Origin of the sequence: Epibacterium ulvae, from assembly GCF_018678075.1 — a bacterium.
GTDB classification, from domain to species: Bacteria; Pseudomonadota; Alphaproteobacteria; order Rhodobacterales; family Rhodobacteraceae; genus Epibacterium; species Epibacterium ulvae_A.
Window position 1 is genome coordinate 25,976 of the sequence record NZ_JAHHIR010000074.1, and the last position, 16,962, is coordinate 42,937.

At 56.7% G+C, this 16,962-nt stretch carries 20 protein-coding genes; 3 read left to right on the forward strand and 17 right to left on the reverse strand.

Annotated features, from left to right (window positions below; translation table 11 throughout):
- Positions 1-4 precede the first annotated feature (4 nt).
- The 12 genes from KMP13_RS15825 to hemE all read right to left on the reverse strand — a co-directional run bounded on the left by KMP13_RS15825 (position 5) and on the right by hemE (position 10,376).
- Positions 5-466 (reverse strand): GAF domain-containing protein, encoded by a 462-nt coding sequence (locus KMP13_RS15825; RefSeq protein WP_215266954.1) that lies wholly within the window; start codon positions 464-466, stop codon positions 5-7.
- Positions 467-596: 130 nt separating this feature from the next.
- Positions 597-1,043, reverse strand: coding sequence for a molybdenum cofactor biosynthesis protein MoaE (locus KMP13_RS15830; protein WP_215266955.1), 447 nt, complete (start codon positions 1,041-1,043; stop codon positions 597-599).
- Positions 1,044-1,046: 3 nt separating this feature from the next.
- Positions 1,047-1,292 (reverse strand): molybdopterin converting factor subunit 1, encoded by a 246-nt coding sequence (gene moaD / locus KMP13_RS15835; RefSeq protein ID WP_215266956.1) that lies wholly within the window; start codon positions 1,290-1,292, stop codon positions 1,047-1,049.
- Complete coding sequence (pgsA, locus tag KMP13_RS15840; protein WP_215266957.1) at positions 1,292-1,963, reverse strand: CDP-diacylglycerol--glycerol-3-phosphate 3-phosphatidyltransferase; 672 nt, start codon at positions 1,961-1,963, stop codon at positions 1,292-1,294. Before pgsA ends, moaD begins: the two co-directional genes overlap by 1 nt.
- A 64-nt stretch (positions 1,964-2,027) precedes the next feature.
- A complete protein-coding gene (locus KMP13_RS15845; RefSeq protein WP_215266958.1) occupies positions 2,028-2,639 on the reverse strand; it encodes a DUF922 domain-containing protein in 612 nt (203 codons plus the stop codon).
- Between the two features lie 72 nt (positions 2,640-2,711).
- Entirely contained in the window at positions 2,712-4,604 is a 1,893-nt protein-coding gene (uvrC, locus tag KMP13_RS15850) for an excinuclease ABC subunit UvrC (protein WP_215266959.1), read from the reverse strand.
- Positions 4,605-5,049: 445 nt separating this feature from the next.
- The gene (locus KMP13_RS15855; protein WP_215266960.1) at positions 5,050-5,994 is read right to left on the reverse strand and encodes a calcium/sodium antiporter; all 945 of its coding nucleotides are present in this window, start codon (positions 5,992-5,994) and stop codon (positions 5,050-5,052) included.
- Positions 5,995-6,165: 171 nt separating this feature from the next.
- Positions 6,166-6,963 carry a S49 family peptidase gene (locus KMP13_RS15860; RefSeq protein WP_215266961.1) on the reverse strand — a complete coding sequence of 266 codons (798 nt, stop codon included), beginning with the start codon at positions 6,961-6,963 and terminating at the stop codon, positions 6,166-6,168.
- A gap of 261 nt (positions 6,964-7,224) precedes the next feature.
- Positions 7,225-7,986 (reverse strand): ABC transporter permease, encoded by a 762-nt coding sequence (locus KMP13_RS15865; RefSeq protein ID WP_215266962.1) that lies wholly within the window; start codon positions 7,984-7,986, stop codon positions 7,225-7,227.
- Positions 7,983-8,918 (reverse strand): ABC transporter ATP-binding protein, encoded by a 936-nt coding sequence (locus tag KMP13_RS15870; RefSeq protein ID WP_215266963.1) that lies wholly within the window; start codon positions 8,916-8,918, stop codon positions 7,983-7,985. The genes KMP13_RS15865 and KMP13_RS15870 overlap by 4 nt, the downstream gene beginning before the upstream one ends.
- 228 nt (positions 8,919-9,146) lie before the next feature.
- Positions 9,147-9,320 (reverse strand): hypothetical protein, encoded by a 174-nt coding sequence (locus KMP13_RS15875; protein WP_215266964.1) that lies wholly within the window; start codon positions 9,318-9,320, stop codon positions 9,147-9,149.
- Positions 9,321-9,326: 6 nt separating this feature from the next.
- Positions 9,327-10,376, reverse strand: coding sequence for a uroporphyrinogen decarboxylase (gene hemE, locus KMP13_RS15880; protein WP_215266965.1), 1,050 nt, complete (start codon positions 10,374-10,376; stop codon positions 9,327-9,329).
- A gap of 112 nt (positions 10,377-10,488) precedes the next feature.
- Between hemE and hemC the strand changes: the two genes are divergently transcribed.
- Positions 10,489-11,445 carry a hydroxymethylbilane synthase gene (hemC, locus tag KMP13_RS15885; protein ID WP_215266966.1) on the forward strand — a complete coding sequence of 319 codons (957 nt, stop codon included), beginning with the start codon at positions 10,489-10,491 and terminating at the stop codon, positions 11,443-11,445.
- Positions 11,446-11,456: 11 nt separating this feature from the next.
- On the opposite strand, the gene KMP13_RS15890 is transcribed toward hemC, so the two are convergent.
- From KMP13_RS15890 to clpS, 5 genes are all read right to left on the reverse strand, one after another.
- Positions 11,457-12,260 (reverse strand): glycoside hydrolase family 25 protein, encoded by an 804-nt coding sequence (locus KMP13_RS15890; RefSeq protein ID WP_215266967.1) that lies wholly within the window; start codon positions 12,258-12,260, stop codon positions 11,457-11,459.
- 109 nt (positions 12,261-12,369) lie between these two features.
- Positions 12,370-13,263, reverse strand: coding sequence for an oxygen-dependent coproporphyrinogen oxidase (hemF, locus tag KMP13_RS15895; protein ID WP_215266968.1), 894 nt, complete (start codon positions 13,261-13,263; stop codon positions 12,370-12,372).
- Positions 13,264-13,320: 57 nt separating this feature from the next.
- Positions 13,321-14,124 carry an SDR family NAD(P)-dependent oxidoreductase gene (locus tag KMP13_RS15900; RefSeq protein WP_215266969.1) on the reverse strand — a complete coding sequence of 268 codons (804 nt, stop codon included), beginning with the start codon at positions 14,122-14,124 and terminating at the stop codon, positions 13,321-13,323.
- 76 nt (positions 14,125-14,200) lie between these two features.
- Positions 14,201-15,190 (reverse strand): class I SAM-dependent methyltransferase, encoded by a 990-nt coding sequence (locus KMP13_RS15905; protein ID WP_215266970.1) that lies wholly within the window; start codon positions 15,188-15,190, stop codon positions 14,201-14,203.
- A 22-nt stretch (positions 15,191-15,212) separates the two neighbouring features.
- Positions 15,213-15,554 carry an ATP-dependent Clp protease adapter ClpS gene (clpS, locus tag KMP13_RS15910; RefSeq protein ID WP_215267024.1) on the reverse strand — a complete coding sequence of 114 codons (342 nt, stop codon included), beginning with the start codon at positions 15,552-15,554 and terminating at the stop codon, positions 15,213-15,215.
- Between the two features lie 89 nt (positions 15,555-15,643).
- Between clpS and KMP13_RS15915 the strand changes: the two genes are divergently transcribed.
- Together KMP13_RS15915 and KMP13_RS15920 are read left to right on the forward strand one after the other, a co-directional pair.
- Entirely contained in the window at positions 15,644-16,354 is a 711-nt protein-coding gene (locus KMP13_RS15915) for an HAD family hydrolase (protein ID WP_215266971.1), read from the forward strand.
- A 15-nt stretch (positions 16,355-16,369) separates the two neighbouring features.
- Positions 16,370-16,690, forward strand: a complete 321-nt coding sequence (locus KMP13_RS15920) for a hypothetical protein (protein ID WP_215266972.1) — start codon at positions 16,370-16,372, stop codon at positions 16,688-16,690.
- Positions 16,691-16,962 lie beyond the last annotated feature (272 nt).

The window sequence follows — 16,962 nt, forward strand, 5'->3', positions numbered from 1 at the left end:
CGCATTAAACTAGGTTTCGCCCATCCCGCATCGCAAGTGGCAACATTTCAAAACCGATCTGACGCGCGGTATGTTCGGCGTCATCGGCATTAGCCTGCGACCAAACCCGCTCACCTTTGTACTGGGCGGCCAAGGTACCGATGGAGCCTCCGGTCACTGCGGGGATTGGCACGCCCAGATAGGCAAATGGGCCGGTATCTTGCAGCAATGTGCAGGCTTCCTGCTGTTCGCTCTCACTCAGACACGACACAGTCAGGGGCGACGATTCGCGCATCACACGGGCGCAAAACGTCCCCGCTCCGGGAATGGAAACCCACCGCAGATCGCCGCTTTGTGTTGCGAAAATCCCGATACGCAGCGACATAGGCAGGGCCTCGGGCGACAAATCCGGAATTGAAACAGTCACATAGTTCGCCTGCAATTTTGTTGCAGCAACTGACAAGAGTTCGGTCGTTTTATCCATCATACGGCCACCTAATATGAAACAAATTAATCTAAAAATTGGCGGAGATTTATTGGACCATAAAACTTAGAAACACATCTATCAATTGGAATTAATAAACCGCAAAAGTCTGCTGGCCAATTTCACGCAAGGCTTACCATCTCTTTAGAGCGTTTTCATCATCATCTTTGGCTGCGACCCATTCCACTGAGCCGTCATCCAAGATCTCTTTCTTCCAAAACGGAGCGCGTGATTTCAGATAGTCCATCAGGAATTCGGCCGCCTCAAAGGCGTCTTTACGGTGGCGTGACGCGGTTGCGACCATCATGATCTGATCTCCCGGCGACAAACGACCATAGCGGTGAATGACCAATGCATCCGCCAAAGACCAGCGGTCCATGGCTTGGGTTGCGATCTGTTCCAGCGCTTTTTGGGTCATGCCGGGGTAATGTTCGATCTCCATCATCGTCATCGCGCCCGTATCTGCCTCGCGCACCACACCGGTGAAAGTCACAATGGCACCTGCCCCTTTGGCGCTGGTGGTGAACTCAGACGTCACAGCCCCTACGTCGAACGGCGCTTCCTGAACCTCAACCCGCATCAACTATCCCCCGGTCATCGGGGGGAAAAATGCAACTTCGCGCACACCGTCCAAAGGCGCGTCAAACTCGCTCAGTTCCTGATCCAGGGCCACCCGCAGGGCTGAGATATCGGCAAAAGCCGCCTCGTAACGCTCTTCCCGTGCTTTCAACTCTTCCACCAGATCCATCACGGTCTTAGCCGATGTTTCGAGTTTTTCACGTGGGAGGCCAATCCGTTCGCGCACCCAGGCAAAGTAAAGAACGTCCATTAAACCGGCTCCTTCAGATGCGGCATCGCCTTGCGCAGGTAGTCCGCTCCGGTGACAAAGGTCAAAGCAGCCGCCAACCACAACAACCACAGGCCCAGCCGTCCGCTCCAGACCAGACCCTCGAACATCAGACGAATGTTGAGCGTGTCTTCAACTTCACCGGACATGATCTGGTCGACCATCTCCTGATCCATACCCCAGACGGACATGCCAAGGTAATGTTCAAAAATGCCGCGGCCAAACAAAACAGCGATCGCCACCATCTGAACCGTTGTCTTCCACTTGGCGAGTTTAGTGACTTTCAACGTCCCCGCCGTATCGCCCAGGTATTCGCGCAGACCCGAGACAAAGACCTCGCGGACCAGGATAACCGTTGCAGGCAGCACCAGCCACGGGATCCAATTGGCATCCGAATAGCCAACAATCACCATCATCGCGACCAGAACCATGGCCTTGTCCGCGATTGGGTCAAGCATCGCGCCGACTTTGGTCTCTTGCTTCCAGGCCCGTGCCAGATAGCCGTCAAACCAATCGGTGATCGCAGCCCCCAGGAACAACAAAAGCGCCAGCCAATCGGCCAAAGGGCGGGCAAAATACAGAAACATGATTGCCACACCGGGCGCTGCCAGCAGCCGCAGAGTGGTGAGGATATTGGGCAGGTTCCATTTCATGGCGGCACATTATCCGCCGAACCACAAAGTTAAAAGCGGACAATTTCCCGCAACAAAGGTTTGATCAAAGGATCGACGTATCCAACAGCGCGCCTTGTTGTTCACCGTGATGGGTGGAGTGGTCAAACTTGCGGTGGATTTCGTTCAACCGCTCGCGTTCCACAAAGAAATAGTTGTTGATCGCTCGTTTTAAATCATCTTCGGCCAGGGACTGCGCTTCCTTTTCGGTCTCCCCCAATCCGACGCCACGCAGCTTGTCGATTTCCTTGGCGATCTTTTCAGATTCCTTCTTTGCCTTATCCACATGTTTCGCCTCATGCACCAACGCCGATGCGTAAAACCGGAACCATTCGACCATTGCGCGCGGTGACAGCCCGCTGACGCTGCGTTTTGGGCAGCGCACCGAGGGGGTCAGGATCAGTTTGAGCGATTTGATCTTGTACTTGACCTCAAACCAGTCGGTTTTCTTGTCAATCTTGGCCTTCCCATCGGCCACATATTTGCCCTTGGTCACTTCGGCATCCAAGACGGTTGTGGTCAAAAACGCCACTTTCTTGTTGTCATTGGGATCTTTGGGGCCGGACTTTTTGATGCTTTTAGCAATATCGGTGAGGTTTTTACCCCTCACCGAATAAGTATCATAGGTCACGTTTTTCATTGTCAGGGAAACAGGCATAACAATCACCAGAAATAGAAACACAAACGCGATGACTATAGCTTAATTCGGCGCATTCCCAAACTCTGACCGTTAATCCGCCCCGTGGAAGTGGTCGTAAATCCGTTCTGCCAGGGCTTCGGAAATGCCGTCCACCGCTTTGAGATCCAACAAATTGGCGCGTGTCACCGCCTTGGCACTGCCAAAGTGTTTCAACAGCGCACGTTTGCGGGCAGAGCCGACACCTGCCACATCATCCAATGGGTTGGCGGCCATGGATTTGGCGCGTTTGGCGCGGTGGGTGCCAATCGCAAACCGGTGCGCCTCATCGCGCATCCGTTGCACGAAATACAGCACCGGATCGTTGCGCTGCAGGGCAAAGGGGCGTTGACCCAGCCGGTGAAACTCTTCCTTGCCGTGGTCTCGGTCGACCCCTTTGGCGACCCCCACCATCGGGATATCTTGCACGCCGTGTTCCGCCATGATTTCGGCCACCGCGCTCACCTGACCGGCACCACCGTCGATCAACAACAGATCTGGCCACATGCCCTTGTCGCGATCGGGGTCTTCTTTCAACAGCCGCGAAAACCGCCGGTGCAGAACCTCTTTCATCATGCCAAAGTCATCGCCCGGCACCAGGTCCTCACCTTTGATATTGAACTTGCGATAGGCGTTTTTCATAAAGCCTTCGGGACCGGCCACAATCATCCCGCCCACAGCATTGGTACCCTGGATGTGGGAGTTGTCGTAGACCTCGATCCGCGCGGGTGGCTTCTCCATGCCAAAGGCCTCGGCTATGCCGCGCAGGAGCTTCGCCTGGGTCGCGCTTTCGGACATGCGTCGGGCCAGGCTTTCACGTGCGTTGCGCACCGCTCCGGCGACCAATTCGGTCTTCTCTCCCCGCTGGGGCACCATGATCTCGACCTTGCGGCCTGCCTTGTCGCTCAGCGCTTCGGTCATCAGATCGGCGTTTTCAATGTCATCGGACAGGATCAGCTGTCGTGGCGGTTCCTTGGTGGAATAGAACTGCCCGACAAAGGCCTCCATCACCTCGGCCGGGGAATTGTCCGCATCGATCCGAGGGTAAAAGTCCTGGTTGCCCCAGTTCTGATTGGCCCGGATAAAGAACACCTGCACGCAGGCCTGCCCTTTGTCGATGTGAAGACCAATGATATCCGCCTCGGTCACCCCGCGTGGGTTGATGCCCTGGCTGGATTGCACCTGGGTCAACGCCTTGATCCGGTCGCGTAGAGCGGCAGCGCGTTCAAATTCCATCTCCTCGGACGCCTTCATCATCTGCTCACCCAGCTCTTCCTGAACTTTGGTCGACCGGCCTGACAAGAAACGTTCGGCATCACGCACGCTGAGACCGTACTCCTCTTCAGAAATCAGCCCCACACAGGGACCCGAGCAGCGTTTGATCTGGTATTGCAGACAGGGCCGCGTGCGCGTTTCAAACATGCTGTCCGAACAATTGCGCAGCAAGAAAGCCTTTTGCAGCTGGTTCAAGGTCCGGTTCACAGCCCCCGCACTGGCAAAGGGGCCAAAATAGCTGCCCTTCTCCTTACGCGCACCGCGGTGCTTTTTGATTTGTGGAAACCCGTGTTCCTTGCCGACCAGAATATTGGGAAAGCTTTTGTCGTCCCTCAACAGCACGTTGTATTTGGGTTTCAGCTGCTTGATGAGGTTCTGTTCCAGCAACAGCGCCTCAGTCTCGGTCCGGGTGGTCAGAAACATCATCGACGCAGTGAGAGAGATCATCTTCTCGATCCGCGGACTGTTACCCGGACGGGTGTAGTTGCTGACCCGTGCCTTGAGGTTGCGCGCCTTGCCGACATATAGAACCCGGCTCTCTGCATCGAGCATCCGATACACGCCCGGAGACCCATCCAGGGTCTTCACATAGTCCTGAATGACGCCGTAGCCCGTCGGCTGGGCTACGTCCTGCACGGTCTGCGAAAGGGCTGTCTTTGGTTCGTCGTTCATAGGGTCAGTCTTAGAATCCCCAAGCGGCCGCTGCAATGATCTGTCGTGGAAAGCAAGACGAAACAAGTCCACCAAACCTGGGGATAAGTCTGATGATATCTTCTGGCTATCCGTCAATTTCCCTTATTTAAGAGAGGTTTTGGAGATTTGCTTAAATTTTAAGCAAGCTCGCAACCGCATAATTTCAAAGGATTTTCTTTAGTTCATATGCAAACCTCTGGGAAACTTGATCTTTTTCCAACATGTTGATTACGCAACTGTGAAATGTGTACACTTGGCCTGAGGGTTAAGGTTTTCTTAACAAATTCACCGGGCTCGACACGGCATTTTCGCCGGTACGCGCGTTGGTTTTTATCCGATATCCGCATGATATATAGTCATTTTTGAATAAAAAATGGACCACAAGGTTACCAGCGATCCATCGTTCATCAAACTTCTTTTGCGATCAGAGCAACGCAGTCATGTAGAGCACATAAAGCCCGCTCAGAACAAAGCCCCAGCGGCGGGTAATGTCGCGTTTCATGAAGACGAACGGCACCAGGATCATTGACGACGCCAGCATGACCCACAGGTCAAACCGCAGGAATTCGGGGTCAACTGGGATCTTACCGACAAAGGTCGTGATCCCAATGATGGCCAAAAGATTGAACATGTTCGACCCGATCACATTCCCCAATGCCACGTCGGCCTGACGCCGCACTGCAGCCATAACGGTCGTCGCCAGTTCGGGAAGCGATGTCCCAATGGCAACCAGAGTGAGACCGATAACAGTTTCACTAATTCCATAGGTGCGCGCGATCACCGTGGCATTGTCGACCAAGAGATCCGCACCCAATGGCAATCCAACGAGACCGAGCAGAAGATACACCCCAATGCGCCAAGCGGGCATATTGGGGTCTGCGTCCTCCAGCTCTTCAAGCTCGTCTGGTTCGCCGTTCTTGCGGTGCAAATGTGCGTCACGTGCGGCCAAGAACAGGATCCCAGCCAAGGTCGCCAAAAGGATGACGCCAGAGAACATCGCAAACTCACCCATGAAGGCAAGCGCGATAAACAGAACGGACGCGCCGATCATCAACAGATAGTTTTTGCGCGTGTCACATTCGCTGGTGTGCAGTCCCGCGAAAATGGCGGGCAGTCCCAAAACCAGCAAGACGTTAGCGGTGTTTGACCCCACCACATTGCCCAGGGCGATGCCAGGAGCGTTGTCATGAATGGCCGAAATCGCAATCAACAGCTCGGGCGCCGAGGTGCCAAATGCAACAATTGTCAGGCTTACGATCAAGGCCGGAATACCGACACGCAAGCTCAAATTCACCGCTCCGCGCACCAGCGCATCCCCTGCCAACAGCAGGATGATCAGCCCCAGGGCCGAGTAAAGCCATGGCATCATGTGCCACGTCCTCCATCTTCGCAGCCACAGGGGCCTTTACCTATTTTGAAACGCCCGCACCGTGAACAACGCGGCGATGACAGCTTGCCTTTGCCCGGCAGACGCAGTTTTCCGAACATGGCGAGACCGGCCATGACAACCAAGAAGAGGGCAACAATCTTGGACAGCACCTCAGAGCCCAAAACGCGCGAATGACGCACGCTCCTCGATCTGGGTCAGCGCATCCTCAACCACGCGCATGCCAAACCGGCTGAGCAGCGGGCGCCGGATGCTGTGCACACGGAACCGGGTTTTTTTGCCGAACCGTTCCTGCATCTGGGGTTTGAGATGGCCGATGCCATCGATCAGTCCCAAATCCTTGGCCCGTTTTGCCAGCCAAACCTCTCCGGTAAACAGATCAGCGCCCGGCGCAAGCTTGTCGCCACGCCGCGCTTTGACGTGGTCAATGAAGGTCGCATGGATGTCATCCAACAGGCTCTTGAGCCGGGCGACATCCTCTTCCTTTTGTGGGCGGAACGGGTCCAGCATGGATTTACTTTGCCCAGCCGTATGCACCCGGCGTTCGATCCCTTGACGGGCCAGGAACACATGCGCACCAAACCCGGCTGAAATCACCCCAATAGACCCAACAACCGAGGCTTCATCGGCCCAAATCTCATCCGCTGCTGCCGCCAGCCAATACCCGCCCGACGCCGCAACGTCCTCAACAAAGGCATAGACCGGCACGCCCAGCTCTTCCGAAAGCCGCCGGATGCGTGATCCAATCAGTGAGCTTTGAACTGGGGATCCACCGGGGGAGTTGATTTGCAGCGCAACCGCCTTGGGCTTGCCTTTGCGAAAGGCTTTTTCCAACACGCCAGCTAGGCTCGCATCGTTCAACGTGCCCCGACCGGCGCCACCAATGGCGCCAGACAGACGTACAACAGCCACCAATGGGGGCTTTTTCTTGAAAGGCAGCTTCAATCTCATTGGGCCGATGTAGACAGCCCTGCCCCATGAAACAAGGCCGCTGCCGGCTCAAAGGTCATCCGTTTCGCAAATTGTCTGAATTGGCGGGGCATTCCTGCAACGCTTGGCTCCAAAAGGTGTCCTTTGGGTGTAGTGCCGACCGCGCCTCATCGCCCCCGCCGTGCGCCAGCACGGCGCTTTGCCCAACGGGTTTTACAGCCCTTGGGCTGTGCAAACCGGGCGGGAGACCCCGCCGCCCGGTCTGGTTGGTATGACATCAGATCAGGACCGGATCCGCCAGCCTGATTTGAAGATCCAAGCTATCACTGCCAGGCACAGCACGGTAAAGCCACCGATCGCTATCAAGCTAAACAGCACCGGCACATCCGCCGCGCCAAAGAACGACCAGCGGAAGCCCGAAATCAGGTAAACCACCGGATTGAACAACGTCACGCTTTGCCAGATCGGCGGCAGCATGGAGATTGAATAAAACGCTCCGCCCAGGAACACCAAAGGCGTGACCACCAGCAGCGGTACCAGTTGCAGCTGCTCAAAACTGCGCGCCCAGATCCCGATGATAAACCCCATCAGCGCAAAACTGAGACTGGTCAGCACCATAAACAGGATCATCGCGCTCGGATGGGCAACTGGCAGATCCACGAATAGGGCCGCGGTTGCAAGGATCACCACCCCGATAAACATCGACTTGGTCGCAGCCGCCCCCACATAACCAAGCACAATCTCGCGGTGGTCCACCGGAGCCGACAGCAGCTCGTAAATCGTCCCGAGAAACTTCGGGAAATAGATCCCAAATGACGCGTTTGAGATGCCTTGTGTCATCACGCTCAACATGATCAGCCCGGGCACAATAAAGGCACCGTACTCGATCCCTTCGACCTCCTGGATACGGCTGCCAATGGCCGATCCAAAAACTACAAAATACAGCGACGTGGACAGAACCGGTGACAGAAAGCTCTGCAAAAGCGTGCGCCAGAATCGGGCCATTTCAAACCGATAGATCGCAAGTACACCATGCCAATTCATGCCGCTTTCTCCTCTTCATGGACCAGTCCGACAAAAATCTCTTCGAGGCTGCTTTGACGTGTCTGTACATCAGCCAAGACCAAACCCGCCTGCGCAATCGCATTCAGCAGGGCTGTGATCCCAGTGCGCTCTGCTTGGGTGTCGTAGCTGTAGACAAGCGATTGCCCGTCGTCGCCGACGCTCAGATCATAGGCCGCGAGTGACGCGGGTACTTCGCTCAACGGCGCGGTCAATTGCACCTGCAGTATTTTTTGCCCCATCTGCGCCATCAAGGTCTGCTTATCCTCGACCAACAGAATCTCGCCACGGCGGATAACGCCGATGCGATCTGCAATGGCCTCGGCTTCTTCGATGTAATGGGTCGTCAGGATGATGGTGACGCCTGCGGCCTTCAATTCGGCCACGACCTCCCACATGTCTTTGCGCAGCTCCACATCAACACCGGCGGTGGGTTCGTCCAGAAACAGCACCTTTGGTTCATGGCTCAAGGCTTTGGCAATCAGCACCCGGCGCTTCATACCGCCCGACAGCTCGCTGATCCGCGCTTTGCGTTTGTCCCAGAGCGACAGTTTTTTCAGGATCTCTTCGATCAACACATCGTTGCGCGGCTTGCCAAACAGCCCGCGAGAAAAGCGTACGGTGTTCAGTACCGTCTCAAATGGCTCCAGGTTGATCTCTTGCGGAACCAATCCAATGAGATTGCGCGCAGATCGAAAATCAACCTGCGTGTCAAAACCGCCAACCGTTATCTGGCCTTCGGTTGGCAATGTAATTCCGCAAATGGTTGAAATGAGAGTGGTTTTCCCGGCGCCATTGGGACCAAGAAAGGCAAGGATTTCGCCCTGTTCAATTTCCAGGTTCACACGTTTGAGCGCCTCAAAGCCGTTTTCATAGGCTTTGCGCACATCTCTGACTGAGAGGATGGCAGGCATGTGGCCTCCGTTCACAAAAGGTTGATCGAGGTGACCCTATCCAGTTGTGACTGCGCGCACCACAGGCCTTGCCGCGCAGATGTCTGTGCAAACGTGCAGGATTGCATTCAAGGGGGGATCCCCCATGTTCCAACGTTTCAACCAATGGCAGGTTACATCTCATACGTTGGGTCCAGTGTCACCGCCCCCTTGCGAGAAAGACATCGCCAACCGCACTCAGTTGCGCGTTTACTCGATCTTGCGGCTTGCGTTGCGGGCGGCTGCGGCCTGCATCCGCTTCAAGAGTTCGGCCTTTTTGTCGCTGTTGGCTTTCAGCCCTTTGGGCGCACCTTTGGCCTCTGATTGACCATAGCGCGGCTTGTTCGACCCTTGCTTTGGCGCACCCGATTTTCCGTAATCCATCGCACCTTACTCCGCTGCAACTGCGGTTTCCCGCACTGTGTCAATCATCAGTTGAACGTTGTCCGGATCCGCATCCGGTGTGATCCCATGGCCCAGGTTAAAGATATGTGCCCCCTTGCCAAACGCTCCAACGATGCGGCGGGTATCATCAATCAGCTCCTGCCCACCGGTCACCATATGGCGCGAGGCGAGGTTGCCCTGAACACAGCCATCGACCTGCACATGGGTCGCCGCCCATTTTGGATCCACCGAATTGTCCAGCGCGACGCAATCCACGCCGGTCGCCTTGGCAAAGCCCACGTATTTCTCACCCGCTTCGCGCGGGAAGCCGATGATCGGAACCTGCGGATGGCGCACCTTCAACGCGGCGGTGATCTGGCGACAGGGTTCCAGCGCGTATTTCTGGAAAGCATCGCCTTTGAGCGATCCCGCCCAGCTGTCAAAAATCTTGACCACCTCGGCCCCGGCTTCGATCTGCATCGACAGATATTCAATGGTCGCGGCGGTAATACGGTCGAGCACGGCTTCAAAAACCGCGGGGTCTTCTTGCATCAAGGCATGCGCCGGCCCCTGATCCGAGGTACCGCGCCCTGCGATCATATAGGTCGCAACGGTCCAGGGGGCGCCGGCAAAGCCGATCAGCGTGGTCTCGGACGGCAGTTCGCGCGACAGGATTTTGACGGTTTCATAGATCGGGTTCAGCGTCTCGTGAATGTCGTCCACACCGCCCAGCTTGTCGAAATCCGCTTGCGAGGTCAGTGTCGACAGACGTGGGCCCTCGCCGGTGACAAACCACAGATCCGCGCCCAGAGCCTGGGGGATCAATAGGATATCGGCAAACAGGATCGACGCATCAAAGCCGTAGCGTCTGATCGGCTGCAACGTCACCTCGGCGGCGAGCTCTGGATTGTAACACAACGACAGGAAATCGCCGGCCTGCGCGCGGGTCGCCCGATACTCTGGCAAATAGCGTCCGGCTTGCCGCATCATCCAGATCGGTGGCACCGCTTGGGTTTCACCTGCAAGGGCGCGCAGCAGTTTCTTTTGTTCGGCCATCGGAATTTCCTCACTTTCGCGTCCCCTTGAGGTCCGCTGTCAGCGGCAAATTGTCAAGGGGAGCAGGACAGCCGCTTGCCATGGCAAATCGCCGCGACTAATGATTTCGCCTATGACACTGACCCTGCCCTCCCCCGCTTCGCCCCTTAAAATCGGCACCCGTGGTTCGCCTTTGGCCCTTGCCCAAGCTTATGAGACACGGACACGCCTGATGGCGGCCTTTGATCTGCCAGAAGCCGCTTTTGAGGTTGTGGTGATCAAAACCACCGGGGACAATCGCGCCATGATCGATGCGGACCGCCCACTGAAAGAGATTGGCAACAAAGGGCTATTCACCAAAGAAATCGAAGAGGCCATGCTGGCAGGTGACATCGACATCGCCGTGCATTCCTCAAAGGACATGCCGGTGGAACAGCCGCAGGGCTTGATCCTGGATGCGTTTCTCCCCCGTGAAGATGTGCGCGATGCCTTTGTGTCGCCAAAGTTTGCCGCGATTGCCGATCTGCCCGAAGGCGCGGTGGTTGGCACCTCATCCCTGCGGCGTCGGGCGCAACTGCTCAATAAACGAGCAGATCTGAAGGTTGTTGAATTCCGCGGCAATGTCCAAACCCGTCTGAAGAAGCTCGCCGATGGTGTCGCCAGCTGTACTTTCCTTGCTCAGGCCGGCCTGAACCGATTGGCAATGGACAACGTCCCCGCCACCCCGGTTGAGGTCGACGACATGCTGCCCGCCATCGCCCAAGGGGCCATTGGCATTGAGCGCCGGCAGAATGATTCACGTGCAGCGGAGCTGTTGGAGGCGATCCATCACCAAGAGACCGCACAACGGCTGGCGGCGGAACGTGCGCTGCTGGCAGGCCTTGATGGATCCTGCGAGACGCCGATTGCGGGTCTGGCCGTTATTGACGGCGGTACGCTTTCGTTGCGTGGTCAGGTGCTGCGCCCGGATGGGTCCGAAGCAATTGACGCCACGCTCAGCGGCGATCTGTCAGACGCGGCGGCGCTTGGTGCCGCGATGGCGCAGGATTTGCTGAACCGGGCGGTCAAAGGCTTTTTCGACTGGCATTAAGCGCAGGCCGATCAATTTCCCCACGCGGACCACTGCGTCGGCGTTCCGGCAAAAGCGTTGATATCCACGTCGCCGACGATCCCCGGCACCCGTCCTGTGCCAGTGTACTGCCAAAACGTCCAACGCTGGCCGGGATAGACCTGGCTGGGGTGCCCGGCGACGGATCTGAGCCAGAATTCCGTGCCCGGAAGGTCGCCAATCCCCGTTTCGCGGTAAAAATCAACCGTAGTGTAGATGACCGGCCGCTTGCCGTAGTGGCGCTCCAAAATGTTCAAAAACCGGCGCGCTTCGGCCCGGACATTCGCGCCGGATGGCCGTTTGCGGCAAGTGCGTGACTGGTGGTTCCACTCCATATCCAACACATGCGGCAGCGCATTGCCATCGCGTGGTACGTTGCGAATGAACCAGCGCGCTTGTTCAGCGGCGGTGCGACAGAAGTAGAAATAGTGATAGGCCCCGCGTCGTACCCCGGCCCGTCTGGCGGTGCGCCAATGGGATTTAAACTGCGGATCCAGCACATCACCGCCTTCGGTCGCCTTGAGGAAAGCGAAGGAAACACCAGACCGGCGCGCGCGGGGCCAATCAATATCCCCCTGCCAGCGCGAGACATCAATGCCGTGGACCGGATAGCTGCGCGGGCTGCGGCGTTCCCATTCCACCGGGTCACTGTCACTAAATCGCGGATAGGTCACCAACCGCGCCGTCTGTCCGGCCCCGGTCGGCGCGGTCCCCACCACGTCGCTTGGACTGACAACGGGTTGCGCACAGGACAGCAGCAGACCAACAGCTGCGAGAAATAAGATCGAAAACCGCATCGTGACCTGCCCCGGCCTTGCTGCACCCAAGGACAAGTCTAGGCGACGTGCGCGTTGTGGTCGATCAGAGCGACATCAAAAAGGCATCAATTCGCCGACAGGAGCTGGATCAAATCCATTTGGCCAAAGGCGGCAGGCTCATCAAAACCGCATTGGCGTCGTGGCCGGTTTCAAGCCCAAATTTGGTGCCACGGTCATAAACCAGATTGTATTCAGCGTAGAGCCCGCGATGGATCAGCTGGGCGTCACGATCCTCCGCATCACATGGTTGAACTCTGCGCCTTTCCACCAGTGGCACATAGGCCGGCAGGAAAGCGCGGCCGATATCCTGGGTCAGCGCAAAATCAGCCTCCCAATCGCCGGTGTTGCGGTCATCCATAAAGATCCCGCCAACCCCGCGCGCCCGTCCGCGATGGGGGATAAAGAAATACTCATCCGCCCAGGCTTTTAGCTTGGGGTAGAGCGCGGCGTCATGCGGGTCCAGATGGGCCTGTTGCTGGGCATGAAAATGCGCCGTGTCGTCGTTATATTCGATACAGGGATTCAGATCCGAGCCACCACCAAACCACCAGGCATGCGGCGTCCAGAACATGCGGGTGTTCATATGCACCGCAGGCACATGGGGGTTGCGCATATGAGCCACAAGCGAAATGCCCGAGGCCCAGAACCGCGGATCATCCTTCATGCCCGGAATACCCTTGCGCGCCGCCATCGCATTTTGCGCGCGTTCGCCCAAGGTGCCATACACGGTTGAGATATTGACGCCGACCTTTTCAAACACGCGCCCGCCCCGCATGACGCTCATCAAGCCGCCACCGGCGTCCGATCCGTCATCCGATGTACGCGTGGTCTCGCTGACCTCAAACGCGCCGGGCTCCTTTTCGCTGAATGGGCCTTCAGAATGGCTTGCTTCCAGCGCTTCAAACGAAGCTACAATGTCATCGCGCAAGGTCTTGAACCAAGCAGACGCGCGTTGTTTTTCAGTGTTCATTTCCGTCGACATGGTCGTTCCGTTTATGTGCTGCGCCCCGCTTGCCTGTGGGGCTTGGGCAGGTCTTGATCAGTGAACCGGTGCTGCAACTGGATCCAGCAGCGTGCGCCCGCCGTCCAGCGTCATGATTTGGCCAGTCATAAACCCCGACGCATCCGAGGCAAGATATTGCGCAGCTTCGGTCAATTCACTGGGCGCCGCAATGCGACCCAACGGCGTATGTTCCTCAATATCGTCGCGGAACTCGCGATTTTCCTTGAGCGTTGACTGCAACGACGCGCTCATCACCGATCCAAAGGCGATGGAATTGACTCGAATGCGGTGCGGCGCGAACGACACTGATAGGGACCGTGTCATCTGATCCAGCGCGGCTGAGGCGATCGAGAAGGCCAGCAGTTCCGGATGGGTGCGGCGCGCGGCAATGGAGGACAGATTGACGATCGATCCACGCGGCGCGTCATCATCACGCCCCTCGCCCTGTTTGATCATCCGGCGCGCCACCTGCTGCGACAGGCGCAGGGTTGGCAACAGGTTCTGGTTCAGCAACCGATCAAGCGATTCATCCTGGGGGTCCAAAGCGTCGCTTTGTTCCACCTGACGCGCGCCGTTGACCAGGATGTCGATGTCATCAAAGGCGTCGATGGTGGCCGACAAAAGATTGGCAATTGTCAGACGTTCCCGCAAATCCCCGGCAAAATAGCGGATGTTGCCTTCGTCCTTGGGTTCGCCCAACTCGGCAATCAAGGCGGCCTCATTTGAATCCGCAAACATGACGTTGGCACCTCCGTCCGCAAACTGTTTGCCGATTGCCAGACCGATGCCGCTGGCGGCGCCGGTCACAATGGCGGTTTTACCTGAAATGGAAAAGGACATGACGTGCCTCTAAGATGGTGCGTGGTTTTCGTCGACTTTATACAGGAAGCGCGACACTGCAAACATAAGCGAACATTCAGCTTTTGCTGCGCCGTGGCCGATGCGCATGGAGCACTTTGAACCGATTGTCGCCAGCCACTTCCTCCACCTTGGCAAAACACTGGTCCAATGTCACCTCATAGGGGAGATGACGGTTGGCCACCATCCAGACATGCCCACCGGGGGTGAGCGCCTTGGCTGCGGTGCGAATAAAGGCCTGTCCCAGCGCGGGTTCCGCCGCCCGTCCCGTGTGAAACGGCGGGTTCATTACCACCGCATCGCAGGGCTCAGAAGACTGCCAGCCTGTCGCATCCGCCCAATGGAACTGCGCGCGCGTGTCGTCGATATTCAGACGCACACACTCCAGCGCGATGTGGTCCGCTTCCACGAGATGCACGGTTTCCACGTCCTGTCGCGCAAGAATTTGCTTGGACAGAAATCCCCATCCCGCCCCGAGATCGGCAACCCGACGCCCCAGTTTTTGCGGCAAAGCCTCTGCCAGCAGAAGCGACGCAGGATCGATGCCATCGGCCGAAAACACACCGGGTGCGGTGTAATAGCCGTCGACCAGTGCTGGCGCGTCTGCCCGCCAATTGGGCAAATCAGCACCACCATCGATCCAGAAGACCTTGCCATGCGCTTTGGAAATCGGGGCAGACGGCGCGGCCAGCCTGCGCAGATCTTTCAGAAGCGAATCAATTCCATCCGTTTTGGCTCCATCAATCAGCACCGGCCCTTGCGTGGCGCGCACCGCTTGGGCGATCAAATCACGACCCTGAGCCTTGGCGCGCGTGGCAAAGACCACGGCGGCGACCGCAACACTTTCCCCATCCCAAACGGGTACACAGTCATAACCCAAGCTGGTGAAATGCTCATACGCCGGGCGCTGGGGTTGGACGATTTTCACCTGGTCCTTGGGCAACGCGGACAGATCCGCATCGACGCTTGGGTGAAACACAAAAACTGAACCGGATGCAGGCACGGCGAAACCACCTGCCTCCAGAGCCAGCGACAGGCGAACGGACATCAACGCGCCCCTTTCCCTTTGATTACTCTTCTTTTTCCATGGTGCATTGCAGCGGATGCTGATGACGACGGGCGAAATCCATCACCTGCGCCACCCTGGTCTCGGCGATTTCATGGCTGAACACACCAACCACGGCGAGGCCTTTTTTGTGAACCACCAGCATGATTTCGAACGCTTGGGCATGGGTCATGCCAAAGAAACGTTCCAACACCATGACCACAAATTCCATGGGGGTGTAATCATCGTTCAGCAGCAGAACCTTGTAGCGTGGTGGGCGCTGCGTCTTGGGCTTGGTCTTGGTCAGAAGGTCCATTTCACCTTCGTCGTCAGACTCGTCCGTCATCAGTATGTGTTCAAAGCTCATGTGCAGGCCGTCTCGATCCAGCATGGAATTTCTTAGGGCGCTTATATAGCCTTTATTAACGGCAGGAAAAGACACCGAAGGGAATTAGAATGTCAAAGACACTCACAACGATCGCATTTGATGCTGACGACACTCTTTGGCACAACGAACGTTTCTTTCGGGTTACCCAGGAACGTTTTGCGGAACTTTTAATGGACCACACGCCGCGCGACATCGGGCCCGAGCAGCTGGATCGTCTGTTGATGGACGCCGAAACCAGAAATCTAGGGCGTTATGGCTATGGTGTGAAGGGGTTTACGCTGTCAATGATCGAAACCGCGATCGAAGTCACCGACGCGCGCGTTCCGGCCTCGGTCATCAAAGATCTGCTCGAAGCGGGACAGATGATGTTGAGCTATCCGATCGAATTGCTGCCACATGCCCGTGCTGCGGTCACGGCTTTGACCGCGGATTATCACCTTGTTTTGATCACCAAAGGCGACCTATTGGACCAAGAACGCAAGCTCGCCCAGTCCGGATTGGGCGATTACTTCGACGCGGTTGAGATTGTGTCAGACAAAACGGCCGAGGTTTACGCGGATATTTTTCGCAGACATGGGCATGAACCGGATCAAACGATGATGGTCGGAAACTCGATGCGGTCCGACATTTTGCCGGTCCTGGAGGCCGGAGGCTGGGCGACATATGTGCCCCATGGGTTGGTGTGGGATCACGAACATGCCGAACCTCCGGTTGACCACGCCCGCTACTTTGAGGTTGACGATATGGGCGATCTGCCCGCACTGATCGCGCGACTTTGATAGAAAGATCATACGATGCCCCAAGCTGACCTGTCATATTCCGCCCATCTCGATTTCGACGCAGCCAAAGCGCTGGCAGTTATTGAAGAAACCATTCGTGACAAAGACGAAACCGCCGGCACCTGCAAAGGGCGCGCGCATCCCGTTCAAACAACCCATCACGACCACGTGCTGCTGCGTGTCGCGGTCCTTGAAAAGCCGCACCGTGACGACGTGTTTATGACCGCGCTGAGCGAGAACTTGGTCGCGGCGTTAAAGCCGCTGATTCCAACCGGCACGCCCTATAATGTGATCATCACCTTTCTGTCGCCCTACCATCAGTCCGTACAAGCATAAGATGCAGGCGCCGGTTGTGGTTTCTTGGCACCAATTTTGAACATGCCGAGGAATCAACGTCACGAATTTGGGAGACCCCTCGAATTTTTCGGGATCTCAAAAAATTAACGAACCGCGCATCTAGTGGGACACACCCGTATCCCTACTAGATGTCGAAAGCCTCGGACAAAATGGTGCCACCTGCGTAGTTCCACAGCTGTTTATTATTAACCATCACTGTGTTACCGTTTGGCAGAGCAAAAAATAGTCAGCTGAAAATCGGCGACACTCGA